This window comes from Weissella koreensis KCTC 3621 (genome assembly GCF_000277645.1).
On the sequence record NZ_AKGG01000005.1, the window covers coordinates 176,359 to 197,612 of the forward strand.

Genomic DNA, 21,254 nt, shown 5'->3' on the forward strand with positions numbered 1-21,254 from the left:
CAATTAATGTTAATTTAGAGAGGCCGTGACAATTTTTGTCCAGCCTCTTTTTTTGTTTCATTTTTAAATTACAATATAAAAATAATTATCCAAATGAATGAAGCAGACGGTTACCAATTACTAAAAACTATACAAATATGCTACTAATTGGTGAAATTTAATTGAAATGGTAAATAATTGTAAAACTGTATGATTATAAAAAATAATTAAAAATATTAGTTTAGCCATGGAATATCAAATTTAAATTAAGCTGGTCTTGAGTATATATTTTTTTATAAATATAATTTTATGAATTGTTGATATATGAGGTGAGATACCAAGATCATGAAGAAGGAGTTTGAGTAGATGAGTCGTAAAAAAAGGATAAATTATAAAAAGTGGTATGGCTTATTAGCAGCTGTCGTAGTGGCTACTGGAGGATATTTAGAAAATCAACATCAGAAGGACTCTTCAATAAATGATAACTATGCGACTGAAACGGTCAAAACTGATGAAAAAGTTGAATATGGTTCAGTAAATGATCAAAAGCCGACTGAAAGCTTGGCTACTTCAGTTTTGACGGATGATGTAAAAAATCAAGTCCGGGCTCAAACCATTAAATATAATGGAACCGGTGCGTTTGTTGTTGATCAAAATAAAACTAATTTAAATGCAAATGTTTCATCAGCTCCATATGTTCAATTGGCGCGTCAAGATCAACAAGGACGGCCAGGTGCAGCGAATGCATGGTTATCAAGATCAAGTCGCCAATATCGTAATCGTCAAGAAACCGGTAATAATCGTACGATTAATCCGGTCGGTTGGCAACAACTAAGAATTAATGGTAAAAGTCAGGTCCTGTATAATCGTGGACATTCTATTGGATATGCATTAGCTGGGAATATTAATGGATTTGATGCCAGTGAGGCTAATCCGCAAAATATTACTACGCAGACTGCTTGGGCTAATCAATCTTCTAATGGAAATGATCAAAACACTGGACAAAATTATTATGAAAGTTTAGTTCGTAAAGCACTAGATTCAAATAAGAAGGTTCGTTATCGAGTAACGCCCCTTTATACTGGTAATAATTTAGTGCCATCGGTGAATCACATTGAAGCTAAGTCTTCAGATGGAACACTTCAAATTAATGTTTTAATTCCAAATGTACAACCAGGGGTAACGATTAATTATCAAACTGGTGCAGGTAAAATTAACTAGAAAATAAAAAATAAGACTACTTTATTCACTAGGGGTTCCCCAAAAATCAAATAAAGTAGTCCTATTTATATATAAATAATAAGGTTAATGATGCATTGCATAGTGCATAGCATCTGATTCTGGTTCACCATGCAGTCGCTTGTATAAATATCGGGACATACGATAAAAACCGCGCCAATAGCGTTTAAAGAAATGAATGATGAAGTTGGTTAAGGTATATAAACCAACTAGAATTAAGATGAAGAAGAAGACGGTAATTAATGAAATGAAAAAGTTTGAATACATGAATGCCTCCAGAATAATAGCAAATAACTTAGCTTTTAATGAATAATCTTATTGTATATTAGGTTTAACTTTATTTCAAGAGCTAATTAGGTTTAACCTTGAAATAAATTAAGTTTCAGTTTATAATAATGTAAAATAAATTACACTAGGAGTTTAATATGGCAAGTTCAGAAGGTCGAATCATCATGGGACGTAACATTAAACGGTTATTGAAAGAAAACCGAATAACAGCAGTTAAATTTGCTGAAGCAATTGGTGTGTCAACGGCTACTGTTTCTGATTGGTCAAATGGTAAAACGTATCCGCGGATTGATAAACTTGAATTAATGGCTAACTTCTTTGGAGTCGGAAAATATGAATTAGTTGAAGATCAAGAAAATAAGGATCAAAATAACGAAGAACCAACGCTCGTTGCTGCGCATTGGGGAATTGATTTATCACGTTTACCAGCTTATGATCGACAAAGAATTATTGATCGGGCTAAGTCGTATGTTGAAGGATTAGTTGCAGATTATGAGGATCGTCAATGAATAGTAACGAATACGATGAATTATTGATTCGAGTAGAAGAAGATTTAAGACAATATAAATTAACGCCGATTATTTCAGATACGGTACCTTTATATAAAGAAACTCAATTAGAAGGGGTTACTTTTTTAAAAGGAAATAATGCTTTTATATTTGTGGATAAAGATTTAAGTATTTTTGATAAGGCAAAAACGTTAGTTGAAGAGTACTTTCATGCTATTTCTGATCTAGGCAATCACTTGGATTATGATGAATTGCATGCCAATAATGATGAAGTTGATGCACGTGAATCTATTATTGAATACATGACTAACGAAAAAACTATTTTAAAACTAGTCCAGAAATATCCCGATCAATCTTTTGAACCATGGATGATCATGGACGAATTGGGATATGATCGCGAATTTGCGGAAGAGACAGTTGCTTATTATGAACGGCAAGGATTAATTAATTAATTCCTGAAAAGTTTTTAGTAAATGTGGTTTAGGGTTATGGGTTAACATAATCTTTTCTGTAAAATAGATACATAATAATGATTTAAATATCTTTGTTAAAAATACTATTTTAGGCACTCTTTTATTTGGGTGCCTTTTTTGGTAATTTAAGATATAAAAAATCCCAAATTACCAAAGATAACGGTGATAATTTGGGATTTTAAATATTAGCTATGCGCACCGGGGGAATCGAACCCTCATCTCAAGAACCGGAATCTCACGTGATATCCATTACACTAGGCGCGCTTAACAACTCGATAATTATATCATAAATTATTGAACAAGTACAAGTTAATGATTAATTAACAAGACCTGAATAGAAGGATGTTATCAACCTTTTTTAAATGTTGATATTTAAATTTAGTTTGTCTTTAAACCTTGTAAAGGTGATTTACAATGATTAAAAATTAAATAAATGGACTATTACATAACGAGCAGTAATAATAAAGCTACTAAGGGCTTGGAGTCATGTTAAATGTGAAGCCTTCACAAAGTTTGATTGAAATTAATAAGGACAAGTTCTCCGTAAATTGAAAAAGCAGACAGAATCAGCTAATGATGAACAATACAAATATGGTTAAATAGCCATTGGAAACGCTTGCATACAATACTGTTATATAAAAATTTCACAATCTCAAGAAATGATGCCTGATTTGATTTGCGAATTGATCGAAAATAGCGTAAAATAATAGTTGTAAAAAACGTTAACAAAAATATACTTGGAGGCTTCTTACACATGACTGTTAAAATTGGTATCAACGGTTTCGGCCGTATTGGACGTTTGGCATTCCGCCGTATCTTAGAATTAAAAGGTACAGCAGATGATATTGAAGTTGTTGCAATTAACGACTTGACTAACCCTGCAATGTTGGCTTACTTATTGAAGTATGACTCAACTCACGGAACTTTGAATGCTGAAGTTTCAGCAGACGAAACTGGTATCATCGTTGATGGACGCCACATCACAGTTTACGCAGAACGTAATGCTGCAGACTTGAAGTGGGTTGCAAATGACGGTGTTGAAATCGTTTTGGAATCAACTGGATTCTACACTTCAGCAGAAAAGTCACAAGCTCACTTGGATGCAGGTGCTAAGAAGGTTCTTATCTCAGCCCCAGCCGGTGATGTTCCTACTGTTGTTTATGGTGTTAACCAAGATGTTTTGAAAGCAGATGACACAATCGTTTCTGCAGGTTCATGTACTACACAATCTTTGGCACCATTGGCAAACGCTTTGAATGCTGAATTTGGAATCGAACTTGGTTTGATGACAACTGTTCACGCCTTTACTTCTACTCAAATGATTTTGGATGGACCTAAGGGTAAGAAGGCTCGTTCAAACCGTACAGCTTCAGTTAACACTATCCCTCACTCAACTGGTGCAGCCAAGGCTATCGGACTTGTTGTTCCTGAATTGAAGGGTAAGTTGGATGGACATGCACAACGTGTTGGTGTTGTTGACGGTTCTATCACTGAATTGACTACTGTTTTGTCAAAGACTGTTACTGTTGAAGAGATTAACGATGCTGTTAAGAAGTACGAGACTCCTTCATTCGGTTATAACGGAGACGAAATTGTTTCTTCAGACATCATTGGAGATACTCACGGTGCTGTCTTTGACCCAACTTTGACTAAGATTATCACTGTTGGTGACAAGCAATTGGTTCAAACTGCTGCTTGGTATGACAATGAATACGGATTTACTTCAAACATGGTTCGTACTTTATTGCACTTGGCACAATTGTAAAATTAGGCTAATTTAAGCAAGAAAACAGGCGGTTGGAGGAATCTAAACGTCTGTTTTTTTATTGAAAATAGTGCATATTAATATTGGAATTACGGTATAATAAACTAGTAATACTAAATTATAGAAAAAAGAGGATTTTTTGAAAATGGCTAAATTAACAGTCGAAGATTTAGAATTAAAAGGTAAAAAAGTTTTGATGCGAGTTGACTTCAATGTTCCATTGAAGGAAGAAGACGGAGAAGTGGTTGTTTCTAATGACAACCGAATCGTTGCAGCTTTGCCAACTATTAAATATGTTTTGGAACAAGGCGGACGTGCCATTTTGTTCTCTCACTTGGCTCGAGTAAAGAGTGAAGAAGATAAAAAAGGTTTGTCAATGAAGCCAGTTGCACAAAAGTTGGCTGATTTATTGGGACAACCCGTTACTTTTGTACCTGCTACTGAAGGTGTTGAACTTGAAGAAGCAATTAACAATCTTGAAGATGGCCAAGTTTTGGTCTTTGAAAATACTCGTTTCGAAGATGTTGTTGATGGCGTTGAAGTTAAGCGCGAATCAAAGAATGATCCCGAATTGGGAAAGTACTGGGCTTCATTAGGTGACGTATTTGTTAACGACGCCTTTGGAACTGCCCATCGTTCACACGCTTCAAATGCTGGTATCGCAGCTAACATTGAACAAACTGCTGCTGGTTTCCTAATGGAAAAGGAAATTAAGTTCTTAGGTGGAGCTGTTGAAGAACCAGAACGTCCATTCGTTGCTATTATCGGAGGAGCTAAAGTTTCTGATAAAATTACAATTATCCAAAATCTTTTGAAGAAGGCTGATAAAGTTATTGTTGGTGGTGGAATGGCTTATACCTTTGACGCTGCTAATGGTAAGGCAATTGGGAATTCTTTGTTTGAAGAAGACAAGGTTGAATTAGCTAAGCAATTGATCGCTGAAGCTGGAGATAAGTTGGTATTGCCTGTGGATGCCATTGCGGCTGATGCATTTAATAATGATGCTGACACTTATACTGCTGGTGAAGAAGGTATTAAAGATGGCTACATGGGACTTGATATTGGTCCTAAGTCAATTGAACTTTTCAAGTCTGTCTTAGCTGATGCGAAGACTGTTGTATGGAATGGCCCAATGGGTGTCTTTGAAATGACTAACTTCGCTAGAGGAACTCTTGCAATCGGTGAAGAGTTGGTTGAAGTAACTGAAAATGGAGCTACAACTATTGTTGGTGGTGGAGATTCAACGGCTGCTGTTCAACAACTTGGGGTGGCTGATCGTTTGAGCCACATCTCTACTGGTGGTGGTGCTTCATTGGAATACCTTGAAGGAAAGACATTACCTGGAATTGCTGCTATTTCAGAAAAGTAATCTTTTAATAAACATTAATAATGATTAATCTGTGATGATTCAATTTTTTATTGAATTTTCATGGATTTTTTTATTTTGATGAATTTAAATTTATTGAAATAAAAAAACTATATAAAAATCCCCAGCGCATGGATAGTTTTACATAGTAGTTTGGTAGATTTAATTTCAATGAAATCTTATTGGACACGAATTGCTTCACCAGTTTTTAAACTGGTAACATTAGGATTTAGATTCTGTAACTCACTAACACTTAGATTATTATTAACAGCGACTCGATACCATGTATCACCTTGGGTAACCACATAAGACTGTGAATCATCAGATGCAACTGTAGTTGTATCTAGTTCAGTGGTGCTGGTAGTATTATTAGGAACTTCAATAATTTGATCAATTTGGAGAGTTGCCCAATCGATGTTAGGATTTAATTTTTTAAGTTTTTTAGAAGAAGTATTAAACTTAGTGGCAATTGTATCAATCGTCTCGCCAGCTTCAACGGTGTAAACTTTAGTTGTTGCTATTTTTGTAGATTTTTTTGTACTAGTTTTGTGACTTGAGGAACTTGAACTTGTTTTTTTAACCTTTTGGGTGATCTTGCTTGATGTCGCTGTTGCAGTTGGTTCATGATGAAACAACTTATGTAGTCCTCGTGTAATGGTAAATGCTAGGAAAAAAGTAACAAGGAATATTACAATAGAAATGGCGATTCGCTTAAGTACTAGTTTAGTTTTTTTTGACATAATCAATACCCTACTTAAATTATTTTAGATTTAATAGTATTAGTTTATCATTGAATGAAAGTAGATAGCATTAAATTATAAAGTCTTAAATCGAATTTAAAAACTTAGTTTATTTTATCGCTTTATTGACATTAGAAACTAGCGTATAATTAAAAAATAACAGACTAAAAAAGAAAATGAGGGAATCTCGATGGCTGGTTCATTTACACCAACTTGGATGGTTGAAGCAATTTATCATTTAACACCAGTTGAATTAGAAGCGCATGGTATCAAAGCTATTTTGACTGATTTAGATAATACTCTGATTGCTTGGAACAACCCAGATGGCACAGAACAACTTCATCAATGGCTGCAATTAATGGATCAGGCGGGTATTCCAGTTATTATTGTATCTAACAATTCTGATGATCGAGTTGAACGAGTGGCTAAACCACTTGATCTCCTATTTGTTGGGAGGGCTTTAAAACCACTAACTAAAGGATTGAAGATGGCAATTAAAAAGCTTGATCTTACAACAAATGAGGTTGTGATGGTTGGCGATCAACTTTTGACGGATGTTTGGGCGGCTAATAATATGGGAATGCGCAGTATATTAGTTCAACCGCTGATTGAAACAGACCAATGGAACACTAAAATTAATCGTTTTTTGGAAAAAGGGGTTAAAAAGAAGATGTTAAAGCAAAATCCAGATCTAAAATGGAGGAAAAATCTTGATAAGTGAAACTGAAGTACAAAATTATTTAAGCGAAGGCCTTAGGTGTATTGGTTGTGGGGCTGAAATTCAAACCGATAGGCCAGGGGAAGTTGGATATACTCCCATGTCTGCGCTAAAAAAAGGGTTTGAAAACGGGGAAGTGCTATGCCAGCGTTGTTTCCGGTTAAGACATTATAATGAAATTCAACCGGTTGATTTAACGGATGATGATTTCCGTCGTCTTTTGGATCAAATTTCAACGACAGATTCCTTGGTCGTTTATGTGATGGATGTCTTTGATTTTAGTGGATCACTTATTCCTGGTCTACATCGTTTCGTTGGAAGCAATCCTGTTTTGCTTGTGGGAAATAAAGTTGATATCTTACCCCATGCCTTAAGACGAGCAAAAATCAAAGAATGGATGCGTCAACAAGCTAACCGAGCTGGTTTGCGCCCCATTGATATTGCTTTAACTTCTGGTAAAAATGGTGATGATGTACCTGCATTATTAGATATGATCGAAAAATATCGAGCTGGACGTTCAGTCTATGTAGTAGGGGTCACTAATGTTGGTAAGTCAACTTTGATTAATCAAATCATTAAGGATGTTACTGGTGAAAAGAATGATGTTATCACTACATCACGTTTCCCAGGAACTACATTAGATCGAATTGAGATTTCATTGGATGATCAATCAAATATTATTGATACTCCTGGAATTATTCATCCAGATCAAATGGCTCATTATCTTACACCTCAAGATTTAAAATATGTTTCACCCCAAAAGGAATTAAAACCAAGAACATATCAATTGAATGCCGAACAAACACTCTTTATGGGAGCAATGGCCCGATTTGATTTTATTCAGGGACCCAAATCTGGAATTACGGCATATTTTGAAAATAATTTACCGATTCATCGGACCAAATTAGATAATGCAGATCAATTTTATGTTAAGCACGCGGGTGTATTATTGACACCACCTGAAAAAGTGAATTTAGAAGATCTACCACCATTGAAAAGACATGAATTTAAAACAACTGAAAAGACTGATATTGTGATTGATGGATTGGGCTGGGTTACAGTACCGGGTCAAGTTGTTGTTGCAGCTTGGGCACCAAAAGGAGTTTCAGTTTTGACACGAAAGGCTATGATATAAAAATGATTGAATTACGCGGAAAGCAAAAACGTTATTTAAGAGCTTCAGCTCATTCTATGAATCCCCTCTTTAGTGTTGGGAAACAAGGATTAACGGAAAATTGGTTGGAACAATTAGGTTCAGCCATGGAAAAACGCGAATTATTTAAAGTTAATATTTTGAATAATTCTGATGTAACAGTTGATGAAGTTAAGGAATTTATTGAATCAAATTCTTCAATTCAAGTTGTCCAAACCATTGGGCACACTTTAGTTTTGTTTGATCAAGCACGTGATCCAAAGTATCGTAACTACTCAATTGCAGTACAAAAGATATAAGCTATAGTAAATCAAAAGGGGGATCTTATGATTAAAACAGTGAATACTTTAGCTCCAAAAACACAAGTAGCTACTGAATTAGATCAAGAGCGACACCGTGTTGGTATTATCGGTGGTACGTTTAATCCTCCACACCTGGGGCATCTTATTATTGCTGAACAGGTAGCCTCTGATTTACAGCTTGAGCAAGTTTATTTTATGCCAAATTCAACACCGCCACATGTGGATCCCAAAATGGCCATCGATGCATCTGATCGTGCCCAAATGGTCAAAGCAGCAATTTATGGTAATCAACATTTTAAGTTGGAACAGGCAGAGGTTAACCGTGGTGGAATTAGCTATTCTTATGACACTATGCGTTATTTAAATGAAATTCATCCAAATTATGATTATTACTTTATAATTGGTGGCGATGAGGTTGCTTACCTTAAAACTTGGTATAGAATTGAAGAATTAAGCCAAATGGTGCAATTTGTTGGGGTTAATCGTCCAGGACAAGAACATCCAGTGACTGATTATCCAGTTGAATTTGTAACTGTTTCTAATCTTGATATTAGCTCTACTAAAATTCGGCAAAGAATTAAAGAAAAACAAAGTGTTCGTTATTTAGTACCAGATTTAGTGGCGGCTTATATTGTAGAGAAGGGGCTGTATCAAAATGAATAACTTAGAGTATCAAAAACGTTATTATCCTGGGACTCGTTTAGAATTACTATCAACCGTACGAGCTGCTTTATCAGATTATCGATATCAACATGTATTACGAGTTGAAACGATGGCCTTGAAGTTAGCGGAAAAATGGCAAGTCGAAGCTGAAATTGTTTCGATAGCTGCATTGATACATGATTATACAAAAGAACGTTCCGATGAAGATTTTATCGAAGCTATAAAAGAATATCATCTATCCACTAGCTTATTACCTTGGGGAAATAATATTTGGCATGGAGTTGTTGGAGCAGAAATGATTCGAAGTGAATTAGGAATTAATGATTCGATTATTTTAGATGCAGTCCGCCAACATACTACGGGGGCTGAAGAAATGACGCTCGTGTCACAAATTATTTTTATGGCTGATTATATTGAAAGTGCCAGAGACTTCCCCGGGGTTGATGAAGTAAGAGCTTTAGCATTTGAAGACTTAGCTGCTAGTGTTGGTTGGCAAGCCCAACATACATTAGAATATTTAATTAAAAATAAACAGAGGGTCTTCCCTTTGTCACTATTGACCTATAATACATGGTCAACCAAATAAGAATGGAAAATAAATAATTATGATTGAAACCACAATGATGAAAATGTTAGAAGTAGCTGTAAAAGCTGGAGACCAAAAGCGGGCTGAAGATTTAGTGGCCTTGGACATACATGAAACTTCAATCTTTACTGATGTAATGTTGATTATGGATGCTCCATCAAATCGTCAAGTCTTGGCGATTGCTCAAGAAATTATGGATCAAATGAAAGAAGCTGGATTTGAAGTTCATCAACATGAAGGTCGTGATTCTGGGGAATGGGTTGTTCTTGATTTCGGTGATTTAACCGTTCATGTTTTCAAACAAGAAATACGTCATTTTTATGGATTGGAACAACTTTGGTCTGAACAAGGTGAAGAGATTGATATCACAGACTGGATCATTGAGGAAGACTTTTAATGGAAAATTATCAAACCTTTGCAAAGTTATATGATGAATTATTTGATGATGAAGCTTATGATGACTGGTTTCAGTATGCACAAAAAAATATTCAAAATCCGCAAGGTAAGATTTTAGAACTAGCTGGTGGTGCTGGGCGCTTAGCAATTCGCTTAATAAAAGCTGGCCATGATGTGACGGTTTTTGATTTATCCACTGAAATGTTATCTTTAGCTCAGGAAAATGCGCAAGCGGCTGAAGTGGATTTACCCTTGATTCAAGGGGATATGCGAGAATGGTCTGATTATCCAAATCATTTTCAAACGATTACTTCATTTGCTGACTCATTTAATTATCTTGGTAGTTTAGCAGAAACTAAAATGGCATTTGAACAAGTAGCTAACCATTTAGAAAACGGTGGACAGTTCTTATTTGATGTCATTTCACCATATCAAACCGATGAATATTATCCAGGATATATGTATAATTTTCATGATGATGAAACGGCTTTTCTTTGGAATTCATATGGTGTTGAAGGTGAAGAACATACGGTGGAGCACGAATTAATTTTCTTTGTATATGATGAGAAAATTGACGGATATAAGCAATTAACAGAAATTCATACGGAAAAAACTTATGAATTGAAAAAATATATTCAAGCCCTGGAACAAGCGGGATTTGAAAATATTAAAGTTACTGGTGATTTTGGTCGTCAAACAAAGCCTGATGAAAAAACACCACGTTGGTTTTTTAGTGCAAATAAGAAAGGATAGCCGATGCGAGCAGTTGGATTAATTACCGAATATAATCCTTTTCATGCTGGTCATGAATACCACCTCGAACAAGCAAAGGCGATGAGTGGGGCTGAAACAGCAATTGCTGTAATGAGTGGAAATTTTGTACAGCGCGGGGTTCCTGCGATGTATGATAAATGGAAACGAGCGCAGGCGGCGGTTCAAAATGGAGTGGATTTGGTTATTGAATTGCCGGTGGCTTTTTCAATTCAACCAGGTCCTTTTTTTGCTAAAGGTGCAGTTCAAATCTTGTTAGCTGCAGGAGTTGACACAATTGTTTTTGGAGCAGAGCACGCTCAATGGGATTTTATGAAATTAGCGCGAACAGTTCGGGATGTAACTACTCATTCTGATGAATTTCACAATTATCAGACAACTTATGCAAGTAATTTTAATACAGTTTTAATGGATAAGTTAGGCGTCACGATCAATGAACCTAATGATTTATTGGGATTAAGTTATGCATTAGCAGTGCTTGAATTGGACGCGCAAGATCAGGTTGCCTTGATGCCATTACAGCGTCAGGGGAGTGGATATCATGCTACACAAATTTCTGACGAAGACTTTGCGAGTGCCTCAGGAATTCGACATGTTTTAAAGAATGGGTTACCCAAAGAAAAATTAAGCCAACAATTGCCGACGGGCACGCAACAATTACTAATGGAGGCACCATTTTTAGATTATGAACCAAATATGTGGAATTTACTTCATTATAAAGTCTTAACGACACCGGTAGAACAATTGGAGTCTATTTATCAGTTAAATGATGGATTAGCATATCGTCTTCTAGAAACGGTTGAAAAGAATGCTGAGTCGAAGCAAATCGATTGGAATGTCTTTATGCAACAATTTAAAAGTAAACGATATACCTATAGTCGGCTGCAACGGAGCATTTTATACTTATTGTTAAATGTGAGTGAAATTGAAATGAAGGTTGCTTTGAAACAACCTTATATTCGACCCTTGGCTTTTAATGCTAACGGACAGTTATGGCTAAAACATGGGCGTAAAAATTTCACTTTGCCGATTATTGGTAAGGTTGATCAAAATAATTTAAAGGGTCTCTTAAAACTAGATTTTAGAGCTGGTCGTTTATATAATATGTTGCGAAGTAATTCTGATGAAAAACCACAAGATACTAAACGTCAACCGTATCGAAAACAATAATTTAAAATGAAGAGGGAGTAAGAAGATGAAATGGAATTTTAGTGAGTTATTAAAATATAAACAAGAACCAATGGAGTTTCAAGAAGAATTAAACTTAGAAGCCATGACCAAAGAAATGTTTGGGGATGTTATTTTGAGTTTGGAGCCTGTTCAAGTACAAGGTTGGGCACGTATGGAACGCGATGATGTTATTATCCATGCACATGTTACAGGACAACTTACAACACCTTCAACTCGTTCAGCTCGCCCAGTAGAATTTCCTTTGGACTTCATGATCGACGAAGTTTACATTCGCGAAACTGAACATGCAGATCGGTATGAGATTGAAGAATCTGTTATTTTAGTGAAAGATGATGTTATTGATTTTAATGAAGTCTTAGCACAATACATTTTCTTACAAATCCCATTGCAAATCTTGGCAGAAGGTGAAGAAGAAGAAGCTATGCCAACTGGGGATGGATGGGAAGTTATATCAGAAGATGATTACTTAGCCGAACAAGAAAATGGCGAAGAACAAGCTACTAATACGCCTTTGGCCGGTTTAGCTGACTTATTATCTGAAGATAAAGATAAATAAAAAATAGACCAATAATTAAGGACCAAGGAGATTTAAATGGTTAAAAGTAAAGAAACGCCGATGATGCAACAATATAATGAAATTAAATCACAGTATCACGATGCCTTTTTATTTTATCGTTTAGGCGATTTTTATGAATTGTTTAATGAGGATGCCATTTTGGGGTCCCAAATCTTGGAACTTACTTTAACTCAACGAAATAAAAATTCACCTAATCCAGTCCCAATGGCAGGGGTTCCTCATCATGCTGCTCAAAATTATATAGATATTTTAGTGGATAAAGGTTACAAAGTAGCTGTAGTGGAACAAATGGAAGATCCAAGTCAAGCCGATGGGATGGTCAAACGTGAAGTTGTTCAATTGATTACACCTGGAACGCGGATGAACGTGAATGGAGAGTCTGTTAAAGATAATAATTATTTAGTGGGAATTACGTCCGAAGATGCTAATCATTATGGATTTGCTTACACTGATTTATCAACAGGTGAAATGGCAGCTACTGATTTAATTTCAACGACTGCCGTCCTGAATGAACTCGCCCGTTTAGCGGCGAAAGAAATTGTTATTGATAAGATTTTGCCAGCAGATTTAACCGCTTCTTTGACGAATTTGGGTATTATGGTTTCAACGCAAGCATTAGAGACGGTACCAGATAATCAAGCAAATTTAGTGCAGGATTTATCAGATCTTAGTTTAACGGCAGCCCAAATTTTAATCACATATTTGCATACGACACAAAAACGAGCATTAGATCATCTTCAACCAGCTCGTGCTTACGAAGTTGCTCAATATTTAAAAATGGACCGGAATTCACGAGCTAATTTGGAATTAACAGTTAATTTACGCACACAGCAAAGAAGTGGTACATTGTTGTGGCTTTTGGATGAAACTAAAACTGCCATGGGTGGACGGCTATTAAAACAATGGATTGAGCAACCGTTAATTGATCAACAAAATTTAATGAGTCGATATGACAAAATTGAACAATTCATGCAGAATTTTTTGATTGAGAATGATTTGCAAAGTGCGTTAAAAAGTGTTTATGACTTAGAACGTCTGGTTGGTCGGGTCGCATACGGTAGCGCAAACGGCCGTGATTTATTGCAGATTCGTAATTCCTTACGTCAAATTCCTACTATTTTGGAATTATTGGAAGATTTAGATCCTGCCGTTTTTGGAGGGTTAATCAGTCAAATTGACCCAGTTACGGATCTTGAAGCGTTGATCTCAACGGCCATTATTGAGGACCCACCATTGTCAGTTACTGATGGTGGGTTGATAAAGGCAGGTTATAACGATCAGCTCGATGCTTACCAAGATGTCATGCACAATGGAAAGCAATGGCTGGCTGAATTAGAAGCTACCGAACGTGAAGCGACTGGGATTAATAGTTTGAAAATCGGTTTTAATAAAGTTTTTGGTTATTATATTGAAGTTACTAGAGCGAACATTGATAAATTAGATGATAATCGGTATACACGAAAACAAACTTTAGTTAATGCCGAACGTTTTATTACCCCTGAATTGAAAGAACATGAGCAAAAAATTTTAGAAGCGGAAGAGAAATCTAGCCAATTAGAATATCAATTATTTACTCAAGTACGCGAACAGATTAAGCTTAATATTAAACGATTACAACGGTTGGCTAAACAAATCGCAACGTTAGATGTTTTGACTTCACTAGCTGATGTTGCACAAAAAAATCAATTTACGCGACCACGACTTAATCAAAAACAACATTTAGAAATTGTTGGTGGACGCCATCCCGTTGTTGAAAAAGTTTTGGGGCATCAAAGTTATGTTGCCAATGATATTATGATGGATCAAAATCAAGAAATCATGCTGATTACTGGACCCAATATGTCTGGTAAATCAACTTATATGCGTCAATTGGCCTTAACCGTGATTATGGCTCAAATTGGCTCGTTTGTACCTGCGCAAAGTGCTGATTTACCAATTTTTGATCAAATTTTTACTAGAATTGGGGCAGCTGATGATTTAATTTCGGGAAATTCAACCTTTATGGTAGAAATGTCGGAAGCAAATACGGCGTTACAAAATGCAACTAAAAATTCTTTAATTCTATTTGATGAATTAGGACGAGGAACGGCTACCTTTGATGGAATGGCCCTAGCGCAAGCTATTATTGAGCATATTCATCAAAATGTACATGCTAAAACGCTATTTTCAACCCACTATCATGAATTGACTAGTTTGGATCAAGAACTACCACAACTGTTCAATGTCCATGTGGGCGCACATGAAGAGAATGGAGAATTGATTTTCTCACACAAAGTTTTAGCGGGACCAGCTGATCAGTCTTATGGAATCAATGTCGCGAAATTAGCAGGCTTGCCTCAGACATTGATTGAACGAGCAACAGTGATTTTAAATCAATTGGAAACACCTGAGCAAACTGAAATTCCTGAGCTTGTGAAATTAACTGATGAATTAGACTCTAAAACGCAAATGTCATTATTTGACACATTGCCTGATGATTATGAACAAAATAAAGTCGTGGAACGGGTTAAAAATGCCGATTTGGCAAATTCAACGCCTTTCCAAGCATTGATGTTATTAAATGAATTACAAGAACTTTTAAAAAAATAATTGTTTTTTGTTTCACAAAGTTATGGGGATGTGCTACACTAAATATATATTAACTAAATTATATAAGATTAAGGTGAGTTAACATGACAGAACAGAAAATTCCTCGTGCAACTGCTAAACGGTTGCCCATTTATTATCGTTATCTCAAGTTATTACTAGATGAAGGAAAAACTAAGATTTCTTCCGTTGATTTGGCTGAAATTGTTAAAATTGATGCTGCGACCATTCGTCGTGATTTTTCGTGTTTTGGAGCATTAGGTAAGCGTGGCTATGGTTATGATGTCGCTGAATTAATTGAATTTTTTGCTGGCGAATTAAATCAAGATAATTTGGCTTCAGTTGCTTTGATTGGTTTGGGAAATTTGGGCCATGCTTTGTTGAATTTTAAATTTCAAAAAACTTCTAATGTGCGAGTATCTGCTGTTTTTGAAGTTAAGCCGGAATTAATTAATACAATTCAAAGTGGCGTTCCAGTATTCTCAATGGATGAATCAGAAGAACAAATTGAGGAACAAAGGATTGATGTAGCAATGTTGACAGTGCCGGCTGATGCGGCTCAGACAATTGCAACCCGCTTGGAAGCAAGTGGTATCAAAGGTATTTTGAATTTTACACCAATGCGGTTAAATGTTTCTCGGAAGGTGCATGTTCAAAACGTGGACTTAACGAATGAGTTGCAAACGTTACTTTATTTTATCGATAATGATATAAGTAACTAAAAAAATATAAAATGAGGCTCAGACGATTTTTGTCTCAGCCTCTTTTATTAAATGGAGTTAAAAATGATAATTTTACAAGCAAATGATGTCAGTCGACGCTTCAATGGCGTGACTTTTTTTGAACACTTTTCGCTGCAGATTCAAGATCGATCCCGAATTGGTTTGGTCGGACGAAATGGGGCAGGAAAATCTACATTACTAAAAATTTTAATTGGTCAGGAATCACCAGATGAAGGGGTCGTTTCGTCTAAAAAAGGATTAAAACTAGCTTATTTAGCTCAAAATTCAGGGATGGACTCAACTTTAAGTGTGTATGATGAAATGTTGGCCAGCTTTAAAAAGGTGCAAACATTAGAACAACAGATGCATCAAATGGAATCAAAAATTGCTAATACGACTGATTATGAAAGTGAAGCTTATCAAAGTCTACTTACTGAATATGATCAAATTCAGCATGATTTTGAAGCTTTAAATGGTTACGGATATGAAGCAACTATTCGTGGCGTTTTACATGGATTTGGGTTTGACGAGTCGTTTTATTCACAAAAAATTTCCGATCTTTCCGGTGGTCAACGAACTCGTTTAGCGATCGCAAAGCAATTATTAGAGAAACCAGATCTTTTGGTACTGGATGAACCAACCAATCACTTGGATATGCAGACTTTGGCATGGTTAGAAAAATATTTACAAAATTATCAAGGAGCACTGCTAATTGTTTCGCATGATCGTTACTTCTTAGATCGAGTAGTAAATGAAGTTTATGAGGTACATTCTGGAGTTTTGGATCATTACCAAGGAAACTATAGCCGCTATATGGAGCAAAAGATTGCGAAAATTACAGCAGAGCAAAAGGCGTTTGATCGGCAACAAAGTGAAATTGCTAAATTAGAAGACTTTGTTAATCGTAATATTGTGCGAGCTTCAACCACAAAACGAGCTCAATCTCGACGTAAACAACTTGAAAAGATGGAAGTTTTGGATGCACCTAAAAATGAATCAGGGGTAGCACATATTACTTTTCAAGCTGCTCAAAGTTCAGGGAATGAGGTCCTTCAAGTTGAAGGACTGAGCTTGGGTTATCAAGCAGATAAGGTACTATCCCAAAATGTGAATTTAGCGGTCAATAAACAACATGCCGTGGCTTTAGTTGGACCAAACGGGGTTGGTAAATCTACTTTAATCAAAACGATCTTAGGTAAATTAGCACCATTAGCGGGAACGTTTAAACTGGGTGCTAATGTTACAGTTGGTTATTATGATCAAGAGCAAGCAACGTTAGATCCAAAGAAGACAGTATTAAACTCTGTTTGGGATTTACATCCTAAATTACCGGAAAAAGATGTACGATCTATTTTAGGATCTTTCATGTTTACGGGGGAAGATGTTGATAAAAAAGTCACAGCACTTTCTGGTGGCGAAAAAGCACGGTTATTACTAACCGTGCTTTCGATGAATGAAGATAATTTCTTGATTTTAGACGAGCCGACCAATCACTTAGATATTGATTCACGTGAAGTCTTAGAAACAGCTTTAAATGAGTATAATGGGACCATTTTCTTTGTGTCACATGATCGTTATTTTATTAATGAGGTTGCAACTGAAGTTGTTGAATTATCTGCAAATGGAACGCAATTCTTTGACGGTGATTATGATTATTATTTAGAAAAAATTGAACAAAGAGATGCCCAAATGGCGCTCGAAAATGAAGTGACTGCCGAACAGGTTAGTGATGATGCGACACCAACATACCAAGCTACGCGTGAACAGCAAAAAGAGCTTCGTAAAAAAGAACGCGCCGTATCCAAAGCTGAAGCAGCAATGGAAGAAATTATGGAGCAGATGGAGCCATTAGAAACAGAATTGAATGATCCTGCTAATGGTTCAGATTTGGTTACATTGACCGAATTAACACAACAAATAGAAGCTTTACAACAAAAATTAAATCAACTTGAAGAAGAGTGGACTCAGGCATCCATGGATTTAGAAACCTTTCAAGCATAAAAAGGAAGTTTTAAATGGCTGAAGTAACACGTGTCACTCAGACAAAAAAGAACCAACGTTATAATATCTATTTAGATGATAAGTTTGCTTTTGCTGTGGCAGAAAAAATTTTAATACAATTTAATTTGTTCAAGGGGACCAAAGTTGATGATGAATTAAAGGCTACAATTATTGAAGCTGAATATAATCAAAAGGCTTACCAAAAGGCTCTGACTTATGCTGCTAATAGTCTGCATTCCAAGCAACAAGTTCGAACAAAATTACAGCAGGCTGATTTTCCTGTTTCAGTAATTGAACAAGCAATTGAACGTTTAGAACAATTGGATATTATTGATGATCAACAATTTGCGAATGAATATGTTCAAAGTCAGATTCGACGCGGAAAATTAGGCCCACGGGCTATTAAATTTAATTTAAAAAAATATGGGATTGATCAATTTATAATTGAAGATTTACTGGTTGAATATGATGAAACGCTACAAAGGGAGAAGTTATCTGAATTAATAGATCCTTTATTTCAAAAATATCGCCGTGAATCAGCTTTTATGGCAGATCAAAAAGTGACGCAAAAGCTGTATCAAAACGGATTTGATCAACGTCAAATCAAGCAAGCGCTACAAGATTATCATGCCGAGACTCCCGTCGATGAAGAACAGGCTCAAGAAAATTTTGTGCGAATGATGGAAAAAACAGCTCAAAAATATCAACATCTTACTGGTTGGGATTATCAAAGTAAGGTTAAGGCAGGAATGTATCGACGAGGCTTTGATCTAAGAAAAGTGGATCAATGGTTAAAAGAGCATCGTTCTGATTAATTTGGTAGTTCAGGTGATGGTTTATCAGACTTAAGCAAAGTTTCTGTTTAACCTAACAATAGATATGGATAGCTGTTGAAAACCCAGTGTTACCAACGATTAAACTAACAATAACTACCATTAGGTATAACTTAATTTGTGTTTTTTTACGTGTCATCTACGTGGGTATTGTGCTTAATTCCGTGCTTGAAAATTAAAGATTTGCCCGCTGGCATGTTCGCTTTGACTTAATTGTTGAAGCGATTTTTTTAGGAGTATTATACAAAAATTAGGAGTAGAAGTATGAGGTCTAGATTAGATAAAAATAATAGTAATAAAAGTCAAAAAAAATAATCATTATATCAATTGTAGCTGTCTTATTTGCGGTTATGTTAATGATTACAATGGCTAGTTTATCAATAGCAGGTAAGTCATCTATTGAAGCTGAAAGTGCTAAACAAAATAAACGTTCTAAAAAAGTTAGTAGCTCATCACAGGCTAGTAGTGAAAAGAGTGTAAGTATAAGTACCAGTAACACAAGCATATCGACGTCTGTATCTTCATCAAGTGAAAGTGTAAAAAACAACGGCGTTACTGATGATGAGCAATCTATGTATTTTACTAGAATGAGAATTGGACTATCGGTTGGTAAAGCTATCTATTCTGATAATGGTAAAGATACACCTAAATTAGATCATTTTGAAGAAATACCGGGCGGATTTAAAATTTATTTTGTTGACGGGATGTCATATAAAGTTAGAGATACTGGATTTTATAGAAACTTAGCTAGTGAATACAATTTGGGTAATGATAACCATAGATTTGAACTTTATTTTGATGATAAGCCAGCAATTACATTAAAGATGCCTCAAGGGCAATTAGGTGGTGCGTTTGACGTAACACCGGATATGTTAAAACAGTATGCAATTAGATAAGATTAATTTAGTCATTCAATAATTGAATGACTTTTTTATTTGTCCCCGCCCATTTAGTAGGAAAAGAACCGAATAACAAATGTTCCATCTTTTTAAAACACATTTGACCTATTATACTTTTTTGGTCGCCTGTTAGCGTATTGAAAGTATCTCTTTAATATGATTGATGTTCAAGCAAGTATATATAGATATTTGGTCCTCATCTAATTTAATTGACATCTAATCTATTATAGTCATATTGCAAAGGTTAGAAGTAAAAGACAGGCGTTAATTAAAATATTCATATACTACAGTTGATAAAGTCATAACAACATTTCATAAAATATATTGTGAAGCATTTCAGCTTAGTTTTACACACTATGTTTAAATAACAAATAAAATTATGATATAATTAATTTTAAACGGTTGAGCGTAAGCTTCAAGAATTGTTAGTCGGGGAACTAACTTTTTTTGAAGCTTTTTTTATGTTAGGAGAAAGAATAAATTGGAATACTTATTATTATTGTTGCTGGTAATTATGACTATTATATTTGGGAAGATAGGTACTCGTTTTGGCTTATCTGAAGTAGTTGGTCAATTATTATCAGGTATATTTTTAGGTACTAGTTTTTTAAATGTAGTACATCCAAATGATTTAATTCATTTAGTTTCTGAGATAGGTATTTTTTTGTTGATGTTAAATTCAGGTTTAGAATCAGATTTAAAAGAAATGAAAAAATATATTAAAGCGTCTTCGTTTATCGCGTGCATGGGAGTATTATTGCCTATAATAGTTTTCCCAATTACATTCTTATTGCTTAGATATAGTATACAAGTTTCAATGTTTTCAGGGATTGTTTTCTCTGCAACTTCTATTTCCATTACTTTAGCTGTATTAGCCGAGCAAAAGAAATTAGCTACCTCAATAGGGTCAATAATACTTTCAGCTGCTGTTTTGGATGATATAATTGCCTTGGTAGCGGTGACTTTATTTTCTATGTTTATTGGTGGAGGAAATTTGGGGTTCAGTGATTTGTTACCTTTACTTGCATTTGCATTAGGTATACTTTTGAGAAAAGTTGATTTTTCTGAAAAGATTGGTTATATAGGTACTAAGTTTGGTAATTGGTTCTTTTATCCAGCGTTTTTTGGATCTATTGGGCTGGAGGTTGCAGTACAGGGATTAAATAATAAATTAGTAGCTATACTAATATTTAGTATTTTGGCTATTATTACTAAATTCTATGGTTCATATATTGGTGCAAGAGTATCAGGATTAAGCGTTAATATGTCTAATGCAATCGGATCTGGTATGATTTCTAGAGGAGAGATGGCTTTAGTGATTATTCAAATAGGTATATCGTCGCAGATTATCAATGATGATACATCGTCAGAATTTATAGTTGCAGTAATTATCTCAACAATAATAGCTCCAATAATCATGAAACCATTATTTAAAAAAGTGTAATAACTTAATGATACGATGACCCTTAGGGTTGTCGTATTTTTAGTTTATACATA

22 protein-coding genes and 1 tRNA gene are annotated in these 21,254 nt (G+C 35.2%); 20 read left to right on the forward strand and 3 right to left on the reverse strand.

Going from position 1 to position 21,254, the window contains the following annotated elements; translation table 11 throughout:
- Window positions 1-345 precede the first annotated feature (345 nt).
- Window positions 346-1,200 carry a DNA/RNA non-specific endonuclease gene (locus tag JC2156_RS01540; protein ID WP_006845080.1) on the forward strand — a complete coding sequence of 285 codons (855 nt, stop codon included), beginning with the start codon at window positions 346-348 and terminating at the stop codon, window positions 1,198-1,200.
- Between the two features lie 84 nt (window positions 1,201-1,284).
- On the opposite strand, the gene JC2156_RS01545 is transcribed toward JC2156_RS01540, so the two are convergent.
- Entirely contained in the window at window positions 1,285-1,485 is a 201-nt protein-coding gene (locus JC2156_RS01545) for an OadG family protein (protein ID WP_006845081.1), read from the reverse strand.
- A 158-nt stretch (window positions 1,486-1,643) separates the two neighbouring features.
- Between JC2156_RS01545 and JC2156_RS01550 the strand changes: the two genes are divergently transcribed.
- Both JC2156_RS01550 and JC2156_RS01555 read left to right on the forward strand, forming a co-directional pair.
- Entirely contained in the window at window positions 1,644-2,015 is a 372-nt protein-coding gene (locus tag JC2156_RS01550) for a helix-turn-helix domain-containing protein (RefSeq protein ID WP_006845082.1), read from the forward strand.
- Complete coding sequence (locus JC2156_RS01555) at window positions 2,012-2,467, forward strand: hypothetical protein (RefSeq protein WP_006845083.1); 456 nt, start codon at window positions 2,012-2,014, stop codon at window positions 2,465-2,467. The genes JC2156_RS01550 and JC2156_RS01555 overlap by 4 nt, the downstream gene beginning before the upstream one ends.
- Before the next feature lie 213 nt (window positions 2,468-2,680).
- Here JC2156_RS01555 and JC2156_RS01560 read toward each other — a convergent pair.
- Window positions 2,681-2,752, reverse strand: a tRNA-Arg gene (locus tag JC2156_RS01560).
- A gap of 490 nt (window positions 2,753-3,242) precedes the next feature.
- Here JC2156_RS01560 and gap point away from each other — a divergent pair.
- Complete coding sequence (gap, locus tag JC2156_RS01565) at window positions 3,243-4,253, forward strand: type I glyceraldehyde-3-phosphate dehydrogenase (RefSeq protein WP_006845084.1); 1,011 nt, start codon at window positions 3,243-3,245, stop codon at window positions 4,251-4,253.
- Between the two features lie 145 nt (window positions 4,254-4,398).
- Window positions 4,399-5,622, forward strand: coding sequence for a phosphoglycerate kinase (locus JC2156_RS01570; RefSeq protein ID WP_006845085.1), 1,224 nt, complete (start codon window positions 4,399-4,401; stop codon window positions 5,620-5,622).
- Window positions 5,623-5,798: 176 nt separating this feature from the next.
- On the opposite strand, the gene JC2156_RS01575 is transcribed toward JC2156_RS01570, so the two are convergent.
- Window positions 5,799-6,359: a lytic transglycosylase gene (locus JC2156_RS01575; RefSeq protein WP_013989696.1), complete on the reverse strand. Its 561-nt coding sequence runs from the start codon at window positions 6,357-6,359 to the stop codon at window positions 5,799-5,801.
- Window positions 6,360-6,549: 190 nt separating this feature from the next.
- Here JC2156_RS01575 and JC2156_RS01580 point away from each other — a divergent pair, with 190 nt between their 5' ends.
- The 15 genes from JC2156_RS01580 (at window position 6,550) to JC2156_RS01650 (ending at window position 21,201) form a co-directional block, all read left to right on the forward strand.
- Entirely contained in the window at window positions 6,550-7,080 is a 531-nt protein-coding gene (locus JC2156_RS01580) for a YqeG family HAD IIIA-type phosphatase (protein WP_006845087.1), read from the forward strand.
- Entirely contained in the window at window positions 7,070-8,212 is a 1,143-nt protein-coding gene (gene yqeH, locus JC2156_RS01585) for a ribosome biogenesis GTPase YqeH (protein ID WP_006845088.1), read from the forward strand. The genes JC2156_RS01580 and yqeH overlap by 11 nt, the downstream gene beginning before the upstream one ends.
- 2 nt (window positions 8,213-8,214) lie before the next feature.
- Complete coding sequence (gene yhbY, locus JC2156_RS01590; protein ID WP_006845089.1) at window positions 8,215-8,529, forward strand: ribosome assembly RNA-binding protein YhbY; 315 nt, start codon at window positions 8,215-8,217, stop codon at window positions 8,527-8,529.
- A 27-nt stretch (window positions 8,530-8,556) separates the two neighbouring features.
- Entirely contained in the window at window positions 8,557-9,195 is a 639-nt protein-coding gene (locus JC2156_RS01595) for a nicotinate-nucleotide adenylyltransferase (protein ID WP_006845090.1), read from the forward strand.
- Complete coding sequence (gene yqeK, locus JC2156_RS01600) at window positions 9,188-9,781, forward strand: bis(5'-nucleosyl)-tetraphosphatase (symmetrical) YqeK (protein WP_006845091.1); 594 nt, start codon at window positions 9,188-9,190, stop codon at window positions 9,779-9,781. The genes JC2156_RS01595 and yqeK overlap by 8 nt, the downstream gene beginning before the upstream one ends.
- Window positions 9,782-9,800: 19 nt before the next feature.
- Window positions 9,801-10,178, forward strand: coding sequence for a ribosome silencing factor (gene rsfS / locus JC2156_RS01605; RefSeq protein ID WP_006845092.1), 378 nt, complete (start codon window positions 9,801-9,803; stop codon window positions 10,176-10,178).
- Window positions 10,178-10,930 (forward strand): class I SAM-dependent DNA methyltransferase, encoded by a 753-nt coding sequence (locus JC2156_RS01610; protein WP_006845093.1) that lies wholly within the window; start codon window positions 10,178-10,180, stop codon window positions 10,928-10,930. Before rsfS ends, JC2156_RS01610 begins: the two co-directional genes overlap by 1 nt.
- A 3-nt stretch (window positions 10,931-10,933) precedes the next feature.
- Window positions 10,934-12,118, forward strand: a complete 1,185-nt coding sequence (locus tag JC2156_RS01615; RefSeq protein ID WP_006845094.1) for a nucleotidyltransferase — start codon at window positions 10,934-10,936, stop codon at window positions 12,116-12,118.
- 25 nt (window positions 12,119-12,143) lie between these two features.
- A complete protein-coding gene (locus JC2156_RS01620) occupies window positions 12,144-12,695 on the forward strand; it encodes a YceD family protein (RefSeq protein WP_006845095.1) in 552 nt (183 codons plus the stop codon).
- A 36-nt stretch (window positions 12,696-12,731) separates the two neighbouring features.
- Window positions 12,732-15,305 (forward strand): DNA mismatch repair protein MutS, encoded by a 2,574-nt coding sequence (gene mutS / locus JC2156_RS01625; protein WP_006845096.1) that lies wholly within the window; start codon window positions 12,732-12,734, stop codon window positions 15,303-15,305.
- Between the two features lie 83 nt (window positions 15,306-15,388).
- A complete protein-coding gene (locus tag JC2156_RS01630) occupies window positions 15,389-16,024 on the forward strand; it encodes a redox-sensing transcriptional repressor Rex (protein WP_006845097.1) in 636 nt (211 codons plus the stop codon).
- Between the two features lie 63 nt (window positions 16,025-16,087).
- Complete coding sequence (locus tag JC2156_RS01635; protein ID WP_006845098.1) at window positions 16,088-18,025, forward strand: ABC-F family ATP-binding cassette domain-containing protein; 1,938 nt, start codon at window positions 16,088-16,090, stop codon at window positions 18,023-18,025.
- A 14-nt stretch (window positions 18,026-18,039) separates the two neighbouring features.
- On the forward strand, window positions 18,040-18,840 hold the full coding sequence (locus tag JC2156_RS01640; protein WP_006845099.1) for a RecX family transcriptional regulator: 801 nt from the start codon (window positions 18,040-18,042) through the stop codon (window positions 18,838-18,840).
- 383 nt (window positions 18,841-19,223) lie between these two features.
- A complete protein-coding gene (locus JC2156_RS01645; protein ID WP_155815895.1) occupies window positions 19,224-19,754 on the forward strand; it encodes a hypothetical protein in 531 nt (176 codons plus the stop codon).
- Window positions 19,755-20,238: 484 nt separating this feature from the next.
- Entirely contained in the window at window positions 20,239-21,201 is a 963-nt protein-coding gene (locus tag JC2156_RS01650) for a cation:proton antiporter (protein WP_006845101.1), read from the forward strand.
- The last annotated feature ends 53 nt before the right edge of the window (window positions 21,202-21,254 follow it).